This window comes from Massilia sp. PAMC28688, from assembly GCF_019443445.1.
Lineage (GTDB): Bacteria > Pseudomonadota > Gammaproteobacteria > Burkholderiales > Burkholderiaceae_D > Telluria_A.
In genome coordinates, this window is sequence record NZ_CP080378.1 from 1,586,527 (window position 1) to 1,603,642 (window position 17,116).

Annotated in this window: 18 protein-coding genes and 4 tRNA genes; 5 read left to right on the forward strand and 17 right to left on the reverse strand. The window is 62.3% G+C overall.

Annotated elements, in window-relative coordinates:
• Positions 1 to 52: 52 nt before the first annotated feature.
• The 11 genes from rplL to KY495_RS07150 all read right to left on the reverse strand — a co-directional run bounded on the left by rplL (position 53) and on the right by KY495_RS07150 (position 5,409).
• Positions 53 to 430 carry a 50S ribosomal protein L7/L12 gene (rplL, locus tag KY495_RS07100; protein WP_219882980.1) on the reverse strand — a complete coding sequence of 126 codons (378 nt, stop codon included), beginning with the start codon at positions 428 to 430 and terminating at the stop codon, positions 53 to 55.
• A gap of 98 nt (positions 431 to 528) precedes the next feature.
• Positions 529 to 1,065, reverse strand: coding sequence for a 50S ribosomal protein L10 (gene rplJ, locus KY495_RS07105; RefSeq protein WP_219882981.1), 537 nt, complete (start codon positions 1,063 to 1,065; stop codon positions 529 to 531).
• 266 nt (positions 1,066 to 1,331) lie between these two features.
• Positions 1,332 to 2,030, reverse strand: a complete 699-nt coding sequence (gene rplA, locus KY495_RS07110) for a 50S ribosomal protein L1 (RefSeq protein ID WP_219882982.1) — start codon at positions 2,028 to 2,030, stop codon at positions 1,332 to 1,334.
• Positions 2,030 to 2,461: a 50S ribosomal protein L11 gene (rplK, locus tag KY495_RS07115; RefSeq protein WP_219882983.1), complete on the reverse strand. Its 432-nt coding sequence runs from the start codon at positions 2,459 to 2,461 to the stop codon at positions 2,030 to 2,032. Before rplK ends, rplA begins: the two co-directional genes overlap by 1 nt.
• 113 nt (positions 2,462 to 2,574) lie before the next feature.
• Entirely contained in the window at positions 2,575 to 3,198 is a 624-nt protein-coding gene (gene nusG / locus KY495_RS07120) for a transcription termination/antitermination protein NusG (RefSeq protein ID WP_219882984.1), read from the reverse strand.
• Position 3,199: 1 nt separating this feature from the next.
• Complete coding sequence (secE, locus tag KY495_RS07125) at positions 3,200 to 3,586, reverse strand: preprotein translocase subunit SecE (protein WP_219882985.1); 387 nt, start codon at positions 3,584 to 3,586, stop codon at positions 3,200 to 3,202.
• Positions 3,587 to 3,620: 34 nt separating this feature from the next.
• Positions 3,621 to 3,696: transfer RNA gene (locus KY495_RS07130), tRNA-Trp, on the reverse strand.
• A gap of 103 nt (positions 3,697 to 3,799) precedes the next feature.
• Complete coding sequence (gene tuf / locus KY495_RS07135; RefSeq protein WP_219882917.1) at positions 3,800 to 5,002, reverse strand: elongation factor Tu; 1,203 nt, start codon at positions 5,000 to 5,002, stop codon at positions 3,800 to 3,802.
• Positions 5,003 to 5,100: 98 nt separating this feature from the next.
• A tRNA-Thr gene (locus KY495_RS07140) sits at positions 5,101 to 5,175 on the reverse strand.
• Between the two features lie 30 nt (positions 5,176 to 5,205).
• A tRNA-Gly gene (locus KY495_RS07145) sits at positions 5,206 to 5,279 on the reverse strand.
• Positions 5,280 to 5,324: 45 nt separating this feature from the next.
• Positions 5,325 to 5,409, reverse strand: a tRNA-Tyr gene (locus KY495_RS07150).
• Positions 5,410 to 5,843: 434 nt separating this feature from the next.
• Between KY495_RS07150 and KY495_RS07155 the strand changes: the two genes are divergently transcribed.
• A complete protein-coding gene (locus KY495_RS07155) occupies positions 5,844 to 6,557 on the forward strand; it encodes a PEP-CTERM sorting domain-containing protein (protein ID WP_219882986.1) in 714 nt (237 codons plus the stop codon).
• An 81-nt stretch (positions 6,558 to 6,638) separates the two neighbouring features.
• On the opposite strand, the gene KY495_RS07160 is transcribed toward KY495_RS07155, so the two are convergent.
• The 3 genes from KY495_RS07160 to KY495_RS07170 form a co-directional block, all read right to left on the reverse strand.
• Positions 6,639 to 8,168: an HDOD domain-containing protein gene (locus tag KY495_RS07160; protein ID WP_219882987.1), complete on the reverse strand. Its 1,530-nt coding sequence runs from the start codon at positions 8,166 to 8,168 to the stop codon at positions 6,639 to 6,641.
• Between the two features lie 10 nt (positions 8,169 to 8,178).
• Positions 8,179 to 9,810 carry a response regulator gene (locus tag KY495_RS07165; protein ID WP_219882988.1) on the reverse strand — a complete coding sequence of 544 codons (1,632 nt, stop codon included), beginning with the start codon at positions 9,808 to 9,810 and terminating at the stop codon, positions 8,179 to 8,181.
• 157 nt (positions 9,811 to 9,967) lie between these two features.
• Positions 9,968 to 11,548, reverse strand: a complete 1,581-nt coding sequence (locus KY495_RS07170; RefSeq protein ID WP_219882989.1) for a DUF3369 domain-containing protein — start codon at positions 11,546 to 11,548, stop codon at positions 9,968 to 9,970.
• 280 nt (positions 11,549 to 11,828) lie between these two features.
• Between KY495_RS07170 and KY495_RS07175 the strand changes: the two genes are divergently transcribed.
• Positions 11,829 to 12,329, forward strand: a complete 501-nt coding sequence (locus KY495_RS07175) for a chemotaxis protein CheW (protein WP_219882990.1) — start codon at positions 11,829 to 11,831, stop codon at positions 12,327 to 12,329.
• Position 12,330: 1 nt separating this feature from the next.
• Here KY495_RS07175 and KY495_RS07180 read toward each other — a convergent pair whose 3' ends face one another.
• The 3 genes from KY495_RS07180 to KY495_RS07190 all read right to left on the reverse strand — a co-directional run bounded on the left by KY495_RS07180 (position 12,331) and on the right by KY495_RS07190 (position 14,898).
• Positions 12,331 to 13,278 (reverse strand): J domain-containing protein, encoded by a 948-nt coding sequence (locus tag KY495_RS07180; protein ID WP_219882991.1) that lies wholly within the window; start codon positions 13,276 to 13,278, stop codon positions 12,331 to 12,333.
• A gap of 160 nt (positions 13,279 to 13,438) precedes the next feature.
• A complete protein-coding gene (locus KY495_RS07185; RefSeq protein WP_219882992.1) occupies positions 13,439 to 13,753 on the reverse strand; it encodes a hypothetical protein in 315 nt (104 codons plus the stop codon).
• Positions 13,750 to 14,898 (reverse strand): class I SAM-dependent methyltransferase, encoded by a 1,149-nt coding sequence (locus KY495_RS07190; protein ID WP_219882993.1) that lies wholly within the window; start codon positions 14,896 to 14,898, stop codon positions 13,750 to 13,752. The genes KY495_RS07185 and KY495_RS07190 overlap by 4 nt, the downstream gene beginning before the upstream one ends.
• A 37-nt stretch (positions 14,899 to 14,935) precedes the next feature.
• On the opposite strand from KY495_RS07190, the gene KY495_RS07195 reads away from it, so the two are divergent.
• From KY495_RS07195 to ttcA, 3 genes are read left to right on the forward strand one after another with little or no spacing between them, the layout of a single operon-like run.
• Entirely contained in the window at positions 14,936 to 15,736 is an 801-nt protein-coding gene (locus KY495_RS07195; RefSeq protein WP_219882994.1) for an SDR family oxidoreductase, read from the forward strand.
• Between the two features lie 46 nt (positions 15,737 to 15,782).
• Positions 15,783 to 16,181: a dihydroneopterin aldolase gene (locus KY495_RS07200; RefSeq protein ID WP_219882995.1), complete on the forward strand. Its 399-nt coding sequence runs from the start codon at positions 15,783 to 15,785 to the stop codon at positions 16,179 to 16,181.
• Positions 16,178 to 17,089, forward strand: a complete 912-nt coding sequence (ttcA, locus tag KY495_RS07205; RefSeq protein WP_219882996.1) for a tRNA 2-thiocytidine(32) synthetase TtcA — start codon at positions 16,178 to 16,180, stop codon at positions 17,087 to 17,089. The genes KY495_RS07200 and ttcA overlap by 4 nt, the downstream gene beginning before the upstream one ends.
• Positions 17,090 to 17,116: the final 27 nt, after the last annotated feature.

Genomic DNA, 17,116 nt, shown 5'->3' on the forward strand with positions numbered 1-17,116 from the left:
GAGGGGACCGCAAGCTTTGACTCCGGCGCGAAACGTTGCGCCAACTACTGAATTACTTGATTTCGGCTTTCGCGCCAGCTTCTTCCAGCTTCTTCTTGCCGGCTTCTGCGTCTGCTTTCGAAATTGCTTCTTTGACGGTCTTCGGTGCGCCATCGACCAGATCCTTGGCTTCTTTCAGGCCCAGACCGGTGATTTCGCGAACTGCCTTGATGACGCCAACCTTGTTCGCGCCGAAGTCGGCCAGAACCAGGTTGAATTCGGTCTGCTCTTCAGCAGCTGCTGCAGGACCTGCACCAGCGCCGCCGCCAGCAACTGCTACTGCAGCAGCCGATACGCCGAACTTTTCTTCGAATGCCTTGACCAGGTCGTTGAGGTCCATTACGGACATTTCGCCAACTGCTGCCAGGATGTCGTCTTTGCTAATTGCCATTTGAAACTCCAGTTATTTACTTGAGGACTGGCCAGCTTGCTGGACCGGCCCTGCAATATGTGTATAAGGTTGGTATTGACTAAAAAAGCGGCAGTGGCTTAAGCCGCTGCTGGGGCTTCTTCTGCTGGTGCTTCTGCAGGAGCGGCGCCTTCGCCTTTTTTGGCTGCCAGAGCAGCCAGACCACGTGCAAAGCTCGATACCGGCGTCAGCATCAGACCCATGATCTGGGCGATGAGGACTTCGCGGGAAGGAATGCTTGCCAACGCGGAAACAGCTTCTTTATCAAGCTGCTTGCCTGCGTAGTTACCTGCCTTGATGACCAGCATGTTGTTGGTTTTTGCAAAGTCATTGATGACTTTAGCAGCAGCAACAGCATCGTCCGAGATCGAGTAGATCAGCGGGCCGGTCATGGAATCGGCGAGGGCGGCAAACTGCGTACCTTCAACAGACTTGCGCGCCAGCGTGTTCTTCAGAACACGCAGGTACACACCCTGGGTACGCGCTTTGGCACGAAGTTGCGTCAAGTGACCAACCTGGATGCCACGATATTCGGCCACGACGATCGTTTGCGCAGTTGCTACTTTTGCGGAAACTTCGGCGACGACGGCCTTTTTGTCATTCAGATTGAGACCCACGGTCAACCTCCTAAAATGATGCGCGGCAAATGCCTTGCATCGGTTCGAACAACGGCGTCCGACGTTTAGAAGTACAACTGAGCGGATGAATTCACGCAGCGGGACTAACAAAACATGCTCGGGTTCACCATCTGCGTTGGGTGGCGTATTAACCTCCGGCCTGCCTGCTGCCTTTGGCCCAACGGTCTTTGATTGTCTGCCCGGCCTTGCAGCCGGACATCCCAAAGATTCGCCACGGCTTGTTCAGCCGTGGACTTGATTCTGTATTACTGGGCTGCCAGCGAAGCCTGGTCAACACGGACGCCTGCGCCCATGGTCGACGAGATCGCTACTTTGCGCAGGTACACGCCCTTCGACGTTGCCGGCTTGGCCTTGTTGAGCGCTTCGATCAGCGCCAGCAGGTTGGCCTTGAGGGCGGCGTCGTCAAACGACTTGCGGCCGATGGTCGCGTGGATGATACCTGCCTTGTCGGTACGGTACTGCACCTGACCAGCCTTGGCATTCTTGACGGCGGTAGCCACGTCAGGCGTCACGGTGCCGACCTTCGGGTTAGGCATCAGGCCACGTGGGCCCAGTACCTGGCCGAGGGTACCGACGATACGCATGGTGTCTGGCGAAGCGATAACGATATCGAAAGGCATGTCGCCGCCCTTGATACGCTCTGCCAGGTCTTCCATGCCGACGATGTCGGCGCCGGCGGCTTTGGCCTGCTCAGCCTTTTCACCGGTGGCGAAAACGGCAACGCGCACTTCCTTGCCGGTGCCCGAAGGCAGCACGACGGAACCGCGCACAACCTGGTCCGACTTCTTCGGATCCACGCCCAGCTGCACCGAGACGTCGATCGACTCGTTGAACTTGGCGGTTGCGAATTCTTTTACCAGAGCCACTGCATTGTCAAAGCCGTAGGCCTTGTTGCGGTCAACCTTGGCCTTGATTGCCTTGACGCGTTTGGAAAGCTTAGCCATTACATCCCCTCTACCGTGATGCCAATCGAACGAGCGGAACCGGCGATGATGCGCACTGCAGCATCCATGTCGGCAGCGGTCAGATCCGGCTGTTTGATTTTTGCGATTTCTTCCGCCTGGGCGCGGGTCAGCTTGCCGACCTTGCTCGTGTGCGGGGTTGGCGAACCCTTGGTGATGCCGGCGAACTTCTTGATCAGGTAGGTCGCTGGAGGGGTCTTCATCACGAAGGTGAAGGACTTGTCCGCGAAAGCCGTGATCACGACCGGAATCGGCATGCCTGGCTCCTGGCCCTGGGTCTGGGCGTTGAACGCCTTGCAGAATTCCATGATGTTCAGGCCGCGCTGACCCAGTGCTGGGCCGATCGGTGGGGATGGGTTTGCTTTACCAGCTGGCACTTGCAGCTTGATAAAACCAATGATTTTCTTTGCCATGATGGCTCCTGTCAGTATGAGTAGTAGCGCCCCGCCGGGTGAAACATGGCAGGGCTCCTCTTACCGGATATCGCTGAGACTGCGTGCGGCGCTCCGGATCGGCGCTGAAAACCTTACACCTTTTCGACCTGCCCGAATTCCAGCTCCACCGGGGTGGCGCGGCCGAAAATGGTGACCGAGACGCGGACCTTGGCTTTCTCGTAATTGACTTCTTCGACATTGCCGGAGAAATCGGTGAACGGGCCATCCTTGATACGCACTTGCTCGCCCACTTCGTACAGCACTTTCGGGCGGGGCTTCTCGACACCTTCCTGCATCTGCTGCATGATCTTGTCGATCTCGCGCGCAGGAATCGGGGTCGGCTTGTTGCTCTTGCCACCGATAAAGCCGGTGACCTTGCTCGTGTTCTTGACCAGGTGCCAGGTCTCGTCCGTCATTTCCATTTCAACCAGGACATAGCCCGGGAAGAAACGACGCTCGGTCACCGAACGCTGGCCGTTTTTCGACTCAACCACTTCTTCGACCGGGACCAGGATCTGGCCAAACTGGTCTTGCATGCCAGCGCGTTCGATGCGCTCGGTCAGGGCGCGCATGACGCTCTTTTCCATGCCGGAATAAGCGTGCACGACGTACCAGCGTTTGTTGCTGACCGGGACGCTCACTGCCGGTGCGGCAGCTGCATCAACCAGACCTTGCGCGGGATTGCCGGCCGCACCTTCTTCAACGTTGTCACTCATTCTATTTCCAATCCAGAATCAGGTTGTACAGGACAAACTGAATCGCCTGGTCCGTGAGCCACAAGAACAGCGCCATGACGGCAACGAAGGCGAACACGATCATGGTGATCTGGCGCGCTTCCTTGCCGGTGGGCCAGACGACCTTTTTGGTCTCGCGTACGGCTTCCTTGGCGAAATTGAGGAAATCGCGGCCCGACGAGGACGTCCACAAAATCAGCACGGCAATAGCCAAACCAGCCACCAGTGCACCTGCGCACATGTAAGCTGGTTTGTTCAAGCCCTTCAGGTAGAAAAACCCGACGACGCCTGCAATCGCGGCAACGATGGCCAGCGCGATCTTGATCTTGTCGTTCGACGTGCTGACAGTTTGCACGGATTGATTAGACATACGTTTTTACTTTCGGTGCCCTGCACCAGAACGGTGGCAGGGACGGAGGGCATCGAACCCCCAACCTTCGGTTTTGGAGACCGACGCTCTGCCAATTGAGCTACGTCCCTACGTAAAACTTCAGTGGAATCGACTATTCTAGCACCAGGCACGCGCCCGGGCAAGTAGTGATTTCAGAGGGGAGCGCCTTGCAGCGCTCCCCCGGTACTGCAATTACTTCGATGCTTCGCCGAGGATCTTGGCAACAACACCTGCACCAACGGTGCGGCCACCTTCGCGGATGGCGAAGCGCAGACCTTCTTCCATCGCGATCGGGTTGATCAGCTTGACGGTGATCGACACGTTATCGCCTGGCATGACCATTTCCTTGTCCGCTGGCAGCTCGATCGAACCGGTCACGTCCGTGGTACGGAAGTAGAACTGTGGGCGATAGTTGTTGAAGAATGGGGTGTGACGACCGCCCTCGTCCTTCGACAGCACATAGATCTCGCCGGTGAAGTGGTTGTGCGGCTTGATCGAACCTGGCTTGGCCAGAACCTGGCCACGCTCCACGTCTTCACGCTTGGTGCCGCGCAGCAGCAGACCAACGTTGTCGCCAGCCTGACCCTGGTCCAGCAGCTTGCGGAACATTTCCACGCCGGTGCAGGTGGTCTTGACGGTGTCCTTGATGCCGACGATTTCAATCTCTTCGCCAACCTTGATGATGCCGCGCTCAACACGACCGGTCACCACGGTACCGCGGCCGGAGATCGAGAACACGTCTTCCACTGGCATCAGGAAGGCGCCGTCAACAGCGCGCTCTGGCGTTGGGATGTAGCTGTCCAGTGCTTCGGCCAGGGCCATGATGGCCTGCTCGCCCATTTCGCCGGCGTCGCCGTCCAGGGCCATACGAGCCGAACCCTTGATGATTGGCAGGTCGTCGCCTGGGAACTCGTACTTCGAGAGGAGCTCGCGCACTTCCATTTCAACCAGTTCCAGCAGTTCTGCATCGTCGACCAGGTCGCACTTGTTCAGGAACACGATGATGTAAGGAACGCCAACCTGGCGTGCCAGCAGGATGTGCTCGCGGGTCTGTGGCATTGGGCCGTCAGCAGCCGAGCATACCAGGATCGCGCCGTCCATCTGGGCAGCACCGGTAATCATGTTCTTGATGTAGTCGGCGTGGCCTGGGCAGTCAACGTGCGCGTAGTGACGATTGGCGGTCTCGTACTCGACGTGAGCGGTGTTGATGGTAATGCCGCGTGCTTTTTCTTCTGGTGCTGCATCGATCTGGTCGTAAGCTTTTGCTTCGCCGCCGAATTTCTTCGACAGAACGGTAGCGATAGCTGCAGTCAGGGTGGTCTTGCCGTGATCAACGTGTCCGATGGTACCGACGTTGACGTGCGGCTTGGTCCGTTCGAATTTACCTTTTGCCATTTTAGACTCCTAACGATTTTTGATAATTCCCAGGCACGTCACGTGACGCTCCAGCCTGACTATGTTGAGATTACTGCCGACCAGCTGATACTAAATTCTGGTGCCCTTTACGTGGATTGAACACGTGGCCTCTCCCTTACCAAGGGAGTGCTCTACCACTGAGCTAAAAGGGCTAATTTGATGCGATATGTCTGCGAAAAACCTGGAGCGGGTGAAGGGAATCGAACCCTCGTCGTAAGCTTGGAAGGCTTCTGCTCTACCATTGAGCTACACCCGCGAGGACACTTCTTTTTTCACCTGCTGCAACTTTCCCGCAACAACTTGGTGGAGGGGGCTGGATTCGAACCAGCGTACTCATAGAGAACAGATTTACAGTCTGTCGCCTTTAACCACTCGGCCACCCCTCCGCGAGGAACCGCAGAGTATGAAGCAAGCACAAATAACTGTCAACTTTATTTGCCCGGTGTTTTGAGCAGAAGCGTTGACGTCTTGCTTCGGGGCGTGATTGTAGCGGAAGGGAGAATGGAAGTGCAAGGGCCAAACGGCGGAAAAGCCAATCTTTTTGCATTCCCCTTATCGGCTCGCGAGGGCGTGCTACCTGGCTAGTGTTTCATGGGCCGGCGCGAAGGCGCGGCAGGGCGCCGGCGCCCCAGGACCTGTTCACTGCGCGGGAAGCGGCACCGCTTCGGCCGACCCGGTGTCGGCAATATTTACATCCGGCGCCCGCTGAATATGTCAGAAACTGCAACCTGTTGAAAAATATAAAGTTTTCACACCGGCACAGTTATTGCTGAATTGCCAGCGCTGCAACCCCTAAAACAACTACACCAGGATCCTGAAAATGTTCAATATCAAGAAAAGCATCATCGCCGCGTCGCTGGCGTTTGCCGGCCTGACCGCGGCCGGTTCGGCCGCTGCCGATGTGATCGGCCTGTACGGCAGCAACAACAACGATGCCATTATTTCCTTCCTGACCGCGAACGGGCACACCGCCTATAACCTGGGCGGCCTCGATGCTGGCAGTCTCGGTGGGGTCGATGCCGTCATGCTGCTGCGCACCGATGGCAACGCTTCGCTGGCCAACTTTGTCCAGAACGGCGGCATGCTGATTACCGAATGGAGTGGCGCGACCTTCGGCATGGGCCTGCTGGGCGGCACCGCATCGCAGGTGGGCTATGTTGGCACCGATACGCCAATCACCTTTACCGCTGCAGGTACCGGCGCCGGCCTGTCCACCGGCCTGGGTACCTCCTACGCGGGCGGCCCCGGTACGGAGTTTTTCTACAACATTGGTTCGCTCGGCACCGCTACCCAGTTCGCCACCCGTCCTGGCGACCTGACTGCCATCGCCGGCGGCAAGGTCGGCGCCGGCTATGTCTACGTGAACGCCTATGACTGGGCCGACACTGCCATCACTGCCAGCACCCAGACCCTGCTGCTGAACGAACTGGCCAACCGCGGCGCCATTGAAGAAGTGCCCGAGCCGGCATCGATCGCCCTGTTCGGCCTGGCCCTGGCCGGCCTGACGGCGCGCCGCAAGAGCGCAAAGAAGTAACTCACCGCCCGCCCTGCGGTAACAAAAGCGGACTCACGCAAGGCGTCGGTCCGTTTTTTTCCGCCGGCCGGCGCTGCCGGCTCAGGGCGCCAGCGCGGCCAGGACCTGTCCCTTGAGCGCCTTGATCAGCGAAGTCTCGTCGGGCGGCACGCCCTCCGGCGCGGCGCTCTTGCGGTCGGCATAGAACAATCCCAGCTGCACTTTTCCCACCACCAGGGGCAGCACGATGAAGCTGCGCGCGTCCGGCAGCAAGGCCTTGTGCCAGGCCGGTACCAGGTCGCGGATCTTCTGGGTGGAAGCGTCCGAGATCATCAGGTCCGCATCATTTTCCATGGCCAGGTGAAACAGGTCGCGCGCCGAGGTGGCGGGAAAGGCAAAGCCTTGCATCAGCGGCTGGTGATTTTCGCCAAATGCCAGTCGCGCCCGGTACTGCCCGCTGCGCGCATCCTTTAGGCACACGGTGGCAAAGCGAAACCCCATGCTGGTGTAAAGCGTTTCGAGCACCGCGAAGATCAGTTCATTGACGCGGCTCTTGCCCGAGGCGCGCATCTGGGTGACATCCTGCACCCCGGCCAGCAACAGTTCGCGCGCATTGAGCGGCTTGCCGCTCGGGTGACAGCCACCCTCCCCGTCATCGCCCCCCATGGTGGCCAGCAGCAGCACATTGGGCAGGCCCTCGTGTTCGGGCGCCGGGTCGAAGCGCGTCTGCGGCTGCATGTTCATGCTCTGCAGCAGGCCCGCCATTTCATTCTTGACCGTTTCCAGCAGTTCGCCCATCTGCCCCGCATCGAGGTTGAGCGAAAGTCCATAGCGCTGCTGCATGGCGCGAAACTCGCTGCTGCGCAGCGGGTCGCCCGCGCGCGCCAGCAGGCGCGCGGCCTCGACCGCAAACGAGGCCACCTGGCGCATCCATTCACCGCGGTTGGCCGGCACCTTGAGCGTGCCTGCCGGCAGGGGCGAGAGCGAACGCACGATCACTTCCGGCAGCTTCCATTCGCTCATCACCGCCTCCGACAGGGTGTCGTAGGTGCAACCGAGGATCATCTGCGAGGCCTGCGCCGCACTGTGCTGGCCGCTGGCGACCAGGGCATTGATTTCGCGGTAGCGCGCGTGTTCGTGCGAGGCCACCAGCAGCGGCCCCAGGTTCTTGAACAGCGACCCGATCGATGCTTCCTCGGCACCCTGGTAAAAGCTGTGGCGCGCCATTTCCCGCCCTACCAGGCTGGCGCACAGGGCCGCCTCCAGTTCCACCCGCACGCTCTGCTCGTGTTCGCTGTTGCCCAGCGCGTCCACCAGCAGCATGGCCAGCGCCGTGGTCTTGACGTTGTCAAAGCCCAGCAGTGAGATGGCGCGCGAAATGGTGGTGACGTTGTTGCCGCTTGCCGTGCGGTAGTTGGCGGTATTGGACAGGCGCAGGATGCGCTGGGTCAGCGCGGCGTCGCCCAGCACATAGTACGCCAGGTCATGCGTGCCCTGGTCGTCGGAACTGGCCATCTGCACCACTTGGGCGATCGAGGCGCCGAGCGCGAACATGGCGTCATCGCCGCACACCTTGCTGAGCAGGCCGGCGCGGACCTTGCGCGTTTCCTGGCTGGTGGAAGGGGCAACCATCGGATGCGGGCTACGCCTTCTTGGCGCGCATACCCTTGTCGTATTTCTTCAGGATTTGCTGATGCAGGCTGGCCAGTGCAGGCAGCTTGGGATTGACCGGGTCAAGCCGGCGCACGGTATCGATCAGGTTGCGCGCGTACTGCCCCAGGCGCTCTTCCCAGCCCACGTTTTCCAGGCACTTGAGCACTGCCAGCGCGGCATTGAACACCACCTGCGGATTGTCGGGCAGCTTGTTGACCGCCTCGATCATGAGCGCCACCGCGCCCCGGTAGTCGCCTTCGCGGGCCTTGACGGCGCCGGCGGCCACCAGCTCCACCACCGCCTGCCGGCTTTCCTGTGCAATCTCGTTGGCCAGCTCGCCCTTGCCGGCCTTTTCGAACACTGCGATCGCCTTGGCCATGGCGGCATTGTTGGAGGCATTGCGCATGACGTCGCGCATGACGTCGGCCGCGCCCTCTTCCATATTGTTGTGCAGGCAGTTGCGTGCCAGCTCCAGCTTGGCATCGCTGGACAAACCCTGGCTTTCCTTGCAGGCCGCCAGGGCCGCGCCGAGCGACTCGGCCAGGCGCGTTTCATTGCCCGTGTATTCATGCACCATGGCCGAGGCAATGGCGCTGCACACACTGGTGTTGCGCTGCCCGCCCATCGATTTGTCGAGGTCGCGAATGACGGCCGCCGCCTGCACCGGGTCGCCCTTCTTGACCAGCGTCTGCACCAGCTTCATGTGGTCTTCCGGATCGCGAAATTCCGAATACTTGGCCTTGCTGACCACCTGCTTGAGCACTTTTTCGGCGGTGTCGGTGTCGCCCGTTTCCAGTGCCACTTCGCCCAGCCGGCGCAGGCGCCGCACCGCGTGCGGCGACACCGAGACCGCTTCGGCCAGCACAGCCTGGGTGCGCTCGAGCGAACCGATGGCGGCGTAGGTCTTGGCCAGCCAGTCATAGGCGTCGACAAACTTCTTGCTGTTTTCTACCAGCGACTCGAGGATATCCCTGGCCTCTTCGTAGCGCTCGCGCATGAACAGGGTCTTGGCCACGCCAAGGCGTGCCCAGCCGATCTGGCGCGCCTCGAACAGTTGCTGGTAGATCGGCTCGGCCTCGGCCGGCTCGCCCAGGAACATGTGCAGCTCGGCGCGCAGGCGCATGAAGTCGACCGCATAGCGCGGATTGGCCTGCATCCCGCTGATGCAGGCGGCAATGGCGTCGCGCTGGTTGCCGATATCCATGAGCTGGTAGACAGGCATGAAGGCATTGCGCTTGTCGAGCGCGCGCGCGATCCGTTCGAGCAGGCGGTCGGCCGTAAACGGCTTGAGGATGTAGTCGGTGGGGGTGAGCTCGGCCGCGCTGACCACCTTGCCGTAGTTGCCTTCGGCCGTGACCATGAAAAACATGGTCGACAAGGCAATGAGCTTGTGGTGACGCATGTCTTCAAGCAGCTGCTGGCCATCCTGACCGCCATCGAGGTCGTATTCGCACAGGATCAGGTCGAACGATTTGGCCGTCACCAGCTTGACGGCAGCATTCGAGCCGCCCGCATGGTCGATCTTCGTCAAGCCGCACAGGTTGAGCATGTTGTGAATGCTGGTGCGCATCCCCTGATGGGGTTCGATGATCAGTGCCGACAGTCCGTCAAGTTCATTCATTGCATATATCCAATCGCTGCGGCGGCGCCTGCGGCAGCACGCCCGTGTCAGCCCAGTATATTACGTCAGGGGAACAAAAACGCTTGCGGCAGGTGAAAGCGGCACTGCCGTGCGCGCTTTCGATGCTGGAATGCGACACAGGCGCGGCGCGCCTTGCCTATTCGTTATCGGCTGGATCGGGCGGGTGGCGTTCGATCACGTCCAGCAGCGCATCGAGCACTTCCGGGTCGAACTGGGTCCCGCGCCTTTCGCGGATATAGTTCACCACGTCCAGGTAGGGCCAGGGCTCCTTGTAGGGACGCCGGTGCAGCAGGGCATCAAACACATCGACTACCGCCACGATGCGGGCGCACAGGGGAATGGCCCGGCCCTTGAGGCCATTAGGATAGCCGGCGCCGTCGAAATGCTCGTGGTGGCCGCCCGCGATCTGGGCGCCGTAGGTCAGGTAGCTTACGCCATCGACCATGCGCGCGGCGCGCTCGAGGATGGCGCGCCCAATCTGGGCATGGGTCTGCATCACGCGCCGCTCTTCGGGGGTATGCGCCGCCGGCTTGAGCAGTATCTGGTCGGGCGTGGACACCTTGCCCACATCGTGCAGGATGCTGGCCAGGCCAATCATTTCCAGCAGCTGGGGCGTCAGTTCCGGGTCGTCCGAGCCGCGCTCCTTCATGCGCTGGGCGATCTGCGAGGTCAGGTTCTGCACCCGCCGCACATGGCCGCCGGTGCCGTGGTCGCGGAACTCGGCCAGGTCGGCCAGGGCCACCACGGTCGCCTCCTGGGCCCGGCGCAGCTGGCCAAACATGTACAGGTTGTCAAAGGCGGCGGCAATGCGCTCGCAGAACACTTCCAGCAGGTCGCGCTGGATCGCTGCCAGGGGCCACGGCGGCGTGACCGAGATGCACAGCTCGCGCGCTTCCATGGTGTGGATGAACAGGACATTGGCCGGATGCTCGAACTGGCTCTGCTTTTCGGCAAAGGCCTTGGCAATGGCGGGCAGCAGCGGGTGGCTGGCGGGCATGACTTCATCGTCGGCCAGCGGGGCATAGCCGCCGGTGGCCGCCACCACGGTGGGCGTGCCGCTGTCGGCCGCCATCACGCACAGCACGCCGTCGGCGCCCACGTCGAGGATGGCGCTCACCTGGTTGAGCACGCCGGACGCAAATTCGCGCAGCGAATGGATCTGGTACAAATTGGTGGCGCCGGCCAGGATCTTGCCCAGGCCAATGCGGCTGCGCTCGAGCATCATCAGGCTCTCGTAGGCGCGCAGGGCCGAAATGACCGTGGTAAACAGCTTCTGGGTGGTCAGTTCGGTCTTGGCCTTGTAGTCATTGATGTCGTATTCAATGATCACGCGCTGCTCCGGCGCCTGGCCCGGCTGGCCGGTGCGCAGGACCACGCGCACGATCTGGTTGCCCAGCTCTTCGCGGATGCGGCGCGCCAGCAGCAGGCCGGCGTCGTCCGTTTCCATCACCACGTCGAGCAACACCAGGGCAATGTCGGGCGTGTCGCGCAGGATCTGGAAGCCTTCCTGGCCACTGTAGGCGGAAAACAGTTCGAGCTCACGGCCCTTGAATGTCACATTGCGCAGCGCCAGCCGGGTCACGGCGTGCACGTCCACATCATCGTCGACGATGAGCACGCGCCACAGGCGCTGGTCGATCGCGGCCGGCACTTTGGCGGCCTCGTCATCCTCGTCGAGCAGCCAGTTGTCATCGGCTTCGGCGGTCTGGTCGGTCATACAGGCTCCTCTGTGGGGGCATTCGTGCGCAAATAAAACCAGGGCATCTCATCCTGCCGACCTGGCGGCGCGTCACATCCGCGCCGCATATTTCACAATTTGATTATAAACAAAGTCACCACCAAGTCCAGCCTCGCCCATGTAAATTTTGAAAGATGGCAACAGATTCCGGTCCCCGCCCGCACTGGTGTTGCTCGTCAATGGGACAAGAGTCTGCTACGCTTGAAGCGCGGTGGCAGCTGCCGCCGTGCGTTCATGTTTTTTGAATAAGGATCGACCGATGAGCCAAGCTCTTTCCAACGCCACCGCCAGCAAGGATGGCGCCGGCCGCGAGTTTCTCGCCTTTACGCTCGGCTCCGAAGAGTACGGGATCGACATCCTGAAGGTGCAGGAAATCCGCGGTTACGAAGCGGTCACGCGCATTGCCAATGCGCCGGAATTCATCAAGGGCGTGATCAATCTGCGCGGCATTATCATTCCCGTGATTGACATGCGCATCAAGTTCAACCTGGGCACCCCCGTGTACGACCAGTTCACCGTGGTCATCATCCTCAATATTGGCGGGCGCATCATCGGCATGGTGGTCGACAGCGTGTCCGACGTGACCACCCTCACGCCCGAACAGGTCAGGCCGGCACCGGAAATGGGCGCCGCCTTTGACGCCAATTACATGATGGGACTGGGCACGGTGGACGAGCGCATGCTGATCTTGCTCGATATCGACAAGCTCATGTCGTCCAGCGAAATGGGGCTGATCGACAGGATCGGCAGCCAGGCCTGATTCAGGCTGCCGGCCCGTTTCCGCCAAGCGCCGGACGGGGCCGCGCAATGCAGGCCTCGGCGCTGCCGCCCACCTGCAGGTTCTGGTAGCGCACCTCGTAGCGCCCGGCTGCCAGATTGTCGACCGTCATGCTCGCGCCCGGCTGCAGGAACAGGTGGCGCACCGCCGCCCCGCGTGCGCTGTCGATCACCTTGACCAGCACCGGCGACGGGTTGGCCGCGTTGTCAATCACCACCTGTACCCCCGAGCCCACATTGTCCAGCGGGAAGCCGTCCAGGTAGCCGGACGCTTCCGGCCAGTCGAGGCCGCCGGGTGCAGCCAGGCCGCGCAGCGCCTGATCGCAATCTGGCGCGCGCGCCGGGATCACCACCTGCGACAGTGCCACCACCTTCACCTGGGGCGGGACCGCCTCTTCGCCCGGCGGCTGGTCCACGGCCCAGCCATCGGGCAGGGGATCAGTGCGCCGCGGCGACGCGGCCTGTGGCGCGGCCGCCGCCCCGCCCAGGGCGCTGGCCACGGCCGCCGGCACGGCCCGGGTATGGCTCATCAACAGCAAGCCCGCCACCACGCCGGCGGCAAGCGCCGCCGTCATGCCCAGCCACCAGTGCGGATCGCGCAAGGCCCGGTACGGCGCAGGCTGCGGCACGGCTTCCGGTTCCCACTCCGGCTCTGCGGCTTCGCGCCCGTCGTCGGCCTGGGTGCTTTCCAGCCAGGCAATTTCCCATTCCTCGGCCGCGATCCACTCATCGTGTTCGCGCCTGCGCACCGGGTCGGACAGGCTGGCATAGGCGCTGTTGAGAATGGCCATGATGCGGGCGGCCTTGGCGTCGCCCGGGTTCTTGTCGGGATGGTATTTCTGGCTGAGCGCCTTGTAGGCTGCCCGCACGACCTCCTGCGGCGCGCCGCGCGACACTTTCAGGTTGTCGTAGTGGGTGTGGATCCGTGCCATGGGTCAAAGCGAAATGGTGATGCGTAGTTGCCGCTGAACATTCATCATAGCGCATCAGCAGGCTGCGGCCCATGCCATTGCAGCGCGGGTGCAGCGCGGGTGCAGCGACCCGCCACACGCCTGGCAGCCTGTCGGGGCCTGTCGTCCGATCCAACGTGGCTTAGTGGACTGATTCGAGGCGGCAAATGCATTGGGCGCGGTCGGCGCTGACCACGGCGCGCGCGGTGCCGCGCTCGCCCTTGACCAGGAAGTAGAAGGAGCGTTCCCCGGGCCTGGCCGTCTGGCCGCTCAGCCAGGAACTGGTGCCGGCCGACACCACCTTGCCCGTCCTGGCCGTGACGGCCGGCGCGCTCTGGACCAAGGCGCGCGCCTTGTCCAGGCAGCTGTCATCGCGCGTGAGGAACCAGGCGAGGGCGCCCACGGCCATGGCGATCACCACCGCGCCGATGGCAAAGTCGCTGATGCGTGCGTTCATAGCCGATGCGTCCGGTCGGCCTGCATGAGCGGCTGCGGCAGTGTCACGCCCTGGCCCACCACCAGCACCTTGAACAGTTCGCCCATTTCCGCCGGCGACACCAGCTTTTGCAGGGCATTGGCCTGCGGCAGGTAGCGCATGGGGTCGGCCGGATCCAGGCGCAGCAGCAGTTCGCCAATGCCGGCCGCCAGCAGGAAGGCAGCCTGGTTCATATAGGCCAGGACCTCGGCTCCCGCATCCTGGGCTGCCAGCGCCATGGCGGTGAAGTCGACATGGGCCGTGATGTCCTGCAGCCCGGGCAGGTAAAACGGCTCGGTGTGGGCATGGTGGCGGTAGTGGCACATCAAGGTGCCGGTGCTGCGCTGCGGGTGATAGTACTCGTGGGCGGGAAAGCCGTAGTCCACCAGGATGGCGGCGCCCTGCCCGGCCGCCAGCATGCGCCCGAGCGTGGCCATGAAACCGGCGCCGACCGCATGCACTTCGGTCAGGTAGCCCTCGGGCAAGGCGTCGGCGTCGCTCAGCTGGGACCCGATGCGCTGCGCCAGGTCCGCATCGGGCGCGTGCGGCACCAGGGCAAAGGCGCCATCGTCAATGGTCACCATCAGGCGGCGCCACTGGCCGTCATCCTTGCGCACCAGTTCCACCGGCATGGCATCGAGCACTTCGTTGGCCAGTACCACGCCGGAAAACGCCTCCGGCATGGCGTCGAGCCAGACCACGCACGGAAAATCGCGCAGCGCTTCCTGCTGGCGCGCGCGCAGGGAGCCGGACAGTTCGAGGATGGCGTACTGCTCCAGCACCACCCCGGCCTCGGCCAGCGCCGTCAAGACATCGCGTGCCAGTTTGCCCGTGCCGGCGCCAAATTCGAGGATCCGGGGCGCACTTTGGGCGATAATAGCGGCTGCAACCTGCGCCAGCGCGGCGCCGAACAGGGACGACATCTCGGGCGCGGTCGTAAAATCGCCGTCCGCTCCCAGCTTGGCCGCGCCACCGCTGTAGTAACCGAGCCCCGGGGCGTACAGGGCCAGCTCCATGAAGCGCGAAAAGGCAATCGCGCCGCCTTCTTGCTCAATCTCGGCGGCGATGTGTCGTTGCAGGGCATGGGACGCGGCCAGCGCGTCGCTGTCGGGGGCAGGTAGGGACATTCCGGCATTGTAGCCACAACAGGACAACTGAACCAGTATGCAGCCACACAGCACGCCGTCAGGCACCGATTCGAGCACCAGCGCCCCCGGGGTGGCACTGGTGACGGGCGCCGGGCGCCGCCTCGGGCGCGCCATCGCGCTGGGCCTGGCCGCTGCCGGCTGGGACGTGGCGCTGCACTGGCGCGCCTCGGAAGACGACGCGCGGGCCACTGCGGCCGCCATTGAAGCGCTGGGCCGGCGCGCCGCCCTCTTGCAGTGCGACCTGGCCGACGAAGCGGCCGTGCGCGCGCTGCTTGGGCGCGCCGCCGCCGCGCTCGGCCCCGTCACCTGCGTGGTCAACAATGCGTCGCAGTTCGACTACGACAGCGCGACCGATTTTTCCCCGACCCTGCTGGCGGCCCACATGCAGGCCAATGTCAGCGCGCCCATCCTGCTGGCCCAGGCCCTGCACGCGGCCACGCCAGCCGGCAGCCAGGCGGTGGTGATCAACCTGCTCGACCAGAAGCTGTACAACCTCAATCCCGACTACCTGTCCTACACCCTGTCCAAGGCGGCCCTGCACACGGCCACCACCATGCTGGCGCAGGCGCTGGCCCCGCGCGTGCGGGTGGTGGGCGTGGCGCCCGGCATCACGCTGGTGTCGGGCGAGCAGACCGAGGATGGTTTCGCCAAGGCGCATCAGGCCACGCCGCTGGGCCACTCCAGCCGCCCACAGGATATCGTGGACGCCGTGTGCTACCTGGCCGCAGCGCGCGCCGTCACCGGCACCACCTTGCTGGTCGACGGTGGCCAGCACCTGGTGCCGCTGCAGCGCGACGTCATGTTCCTCACCCAATAAACCAAGCAACGCCCTTTGCATCCGCACACCCACACGAAAGTCCACTATGCTGTCCGCCCTGACCCATCCCACGCTCTCCGACTGCCGCCGCCTGTTTCTTCGCAACTACGAAGTGATGATCAACATCGGCGTGCACGATTTTGAAAAGAAAGGCGAGCAGCGCGTGCTGATCAACGTCGACCTGTACATCCCGCTGGCCCTGTCCACGCCCAAGGATGACCACCTGGCCGAAGTGGTGGACTACGACTTCATGCGCGTGACGATCGCCAACCGCATGGCCCAAGGCCATGTCCACCTGCAGGAAACCCTGTGCGACGACGTGGTGCGCGCCATGCTGGCCCATCCGCAGGTGCGGGCGGTGCGGGTATCGACCATGAAGCCGGATGTGTATCCCGACTGCGAAGGCGTGGGCGTGGAAGTATTTCAGATCAAGGAAAACGTATGAACCAGGCAATCACGGCTGAAACGCTGGAAGCGACCTCCGACAAGGTCGCCTATGAAAACAACAAGCTGCACAAGCGCCTGTGCCGCCAGGTGGGTCAGGCCATTGGCGACTTCAACATGATTGAGGATGGCGACAAGGTAATGGTGTGCCTGTCCGGCGGCAAGGACAGCTACGCCCTGCTCGACATCCTGATGACGCTGCGCGAGCGCGCACCCATCCAATTCGAGCTGATCGCCGTCAATCTGGACCAGAAGCAGCCCAATTTCCCGGCCGACATCCTGCCGGCCTACCTGAGCAAGCTCGGGGTACCGTTCCATATCGAAAACCAGGATACCTACAGCATCGTCAAGCGCCTGATCCCCGAGGGCAAGACCACCTGCTCGCTGTGCTCGCGCCTGCGGCGCGGCATCCTGTACCGCGTGGCCGATGAGTTGGGCTGCAACAAGATCGCCCTGGGCCACCACCGCGACGATATCCTGGAAACCTTTTTCCTCAATATGTTCTTTGGCGGCAAACTCAAGGGCATGCCGGCCAAGCTGGTGTCCGATGACGGCAAGCACATGGTGATCCGGCCCATGGCGTACGTGAAGGAAGCGGACTCGACCCGCTACGCCGAGGTCAAGCAATTTCCCATCATTCCGTGCGACCTGTGCGGCTCGCAGGAAAACCTGCAGCGCAAGCAGATCAAGGGCTTGATGCGCGAGTGGGAGAAAAAATACCCGGGCCGGGTGGAAAGCATCTTTTCGTCGCTGTCGACGGTGGTGCCGTCGCACCTGATGGATGGCAACTTGTTCGGTTTTAAAGATATCAAGACCGACGGCGTGGCCAATCCGCTGGGCGATATTGCCTTTGACGAAGAGCCATGCGGCACGCCTGCGGCGGGCGTCATCAGCCTGCAACGCGAGTAACAGCCGGTCTTGCTGACAAAGTGTCTG

Bases quoted from the DNA above. Each gene is read 5' to 3' on its own strand.
- KY495_RS07175 (WP_219882990.1), top strand. From the start codon at position 11,829: ATGAGCCAAGCTCTTTCCAACGCCACCGCCAGCAAGGATGGCGCCGGC.
- KY495_RS07195 (WP_219882994.1), top strand. From the start codon at position 14,936: ATGCAGCCACACAGCACGCCGTCAGGCACCGATTCGAGCACCAGCGCC.
- KY495_RS07185 (WP_219882992.1), bottom strand. From the start codon at position 13,753: ATGAACGCACGCATCAGCGACTTTGCCATCGGCGCGGTGGTGATCGCC.
- ttcA (WP_219882996.1), top strand. From the start codon at position 16,178: ATGAACCAGGCAATCACGGCTGAAACGCTGGAAGCGACCTCCGACAAG.
- nusG (WP_219882984.1), bottom strand. From the start codon at position 3,198: ATGAGTGACAACGTTGAAGAAGGTGCGGCCGGCAATCCCGCGCAAGGT.
- KY495_RS07170 (WP_219882989.1), bottom strand. From the start codon at position 11,548: ATGACCGACCAGACCGCCGAAGCCGATGACAACTGGCTGCTCGACGAG.
- rplL (WP_219882980.1), bottom strand. From the start codon at position 430: ATGGCAATTAGCAAAGACGACATCCTGGCAGCAGTTGGCGAAATGTCC.
- rplK (WP_219882983.1), bottom strand. From the start codon at position 2,461: ATGGCAAAGAAAATCATTGGTTTTATCAAGCTGCAAGTGCCAGCTGGT.
- KY495_RS07190 (WP_219882993.1), bottom strand. From the start codon at position 14,898: ATGTCCCTACCTGCCCCCGACAGCGACGCGCTGGCCGCGTCCCATGCC.
- rplA (WP_219882982.1), bottom strand. From the start codon at position 2,030: ATGGCTAAGCTTTCCAAACGCGTCAAGGCAATCAAGGCCAAGGTTGAC.
- KY495_RS07155 (WP_219882986.1), top strand. From the start codon at position 5,844: ATGTTCAATATCAAGAAAAGCATCATCGCCGCGTCGCTGGCGTTTGCC.
- KY495_RS07200 (WP_219882995.1), top strand. From the start codon at position 15,783: ATGCTGTCCGCCCTGACCCATCCCACGCTCTCCGACTGCCGCCGCCTG.
- tuf (WP_219882917.1), bottom strand. From the start codon at position 5,002: ATGGCAAAAGGTAAATTCGAACGGACCAAGCCGCACGTCAACGTCGGT.
- secE (WP_219882985.1), bottom strand. From the start codon at position 3,586: ATGTCTAATCAATCCGTGCAAACTGTCAGCACGTCGAACGACAAGATC.
- KY495_RS07165 (WP_219882988.1), bottom strand. From the start codon at position 9,810: ATGAATGAACTTGACGGACTGTCGGCACTGATCATCGAACCCCATCAG.
- KY495_RS07180 (WP_219882991.1), bottom strand. From the start codon at position 13,278: ATGGCACGGATCCACACCCACTACGACAACCTGAAAGTGTCGCGCGGC.
- KY495_RS07160 (WP_219882987.1), bottom strand. From the start codon at position 8,168: ATGGTTGCCCCTTCCACCAGCCAGGAAACGCGCAAGGTCCGCGCCGGC.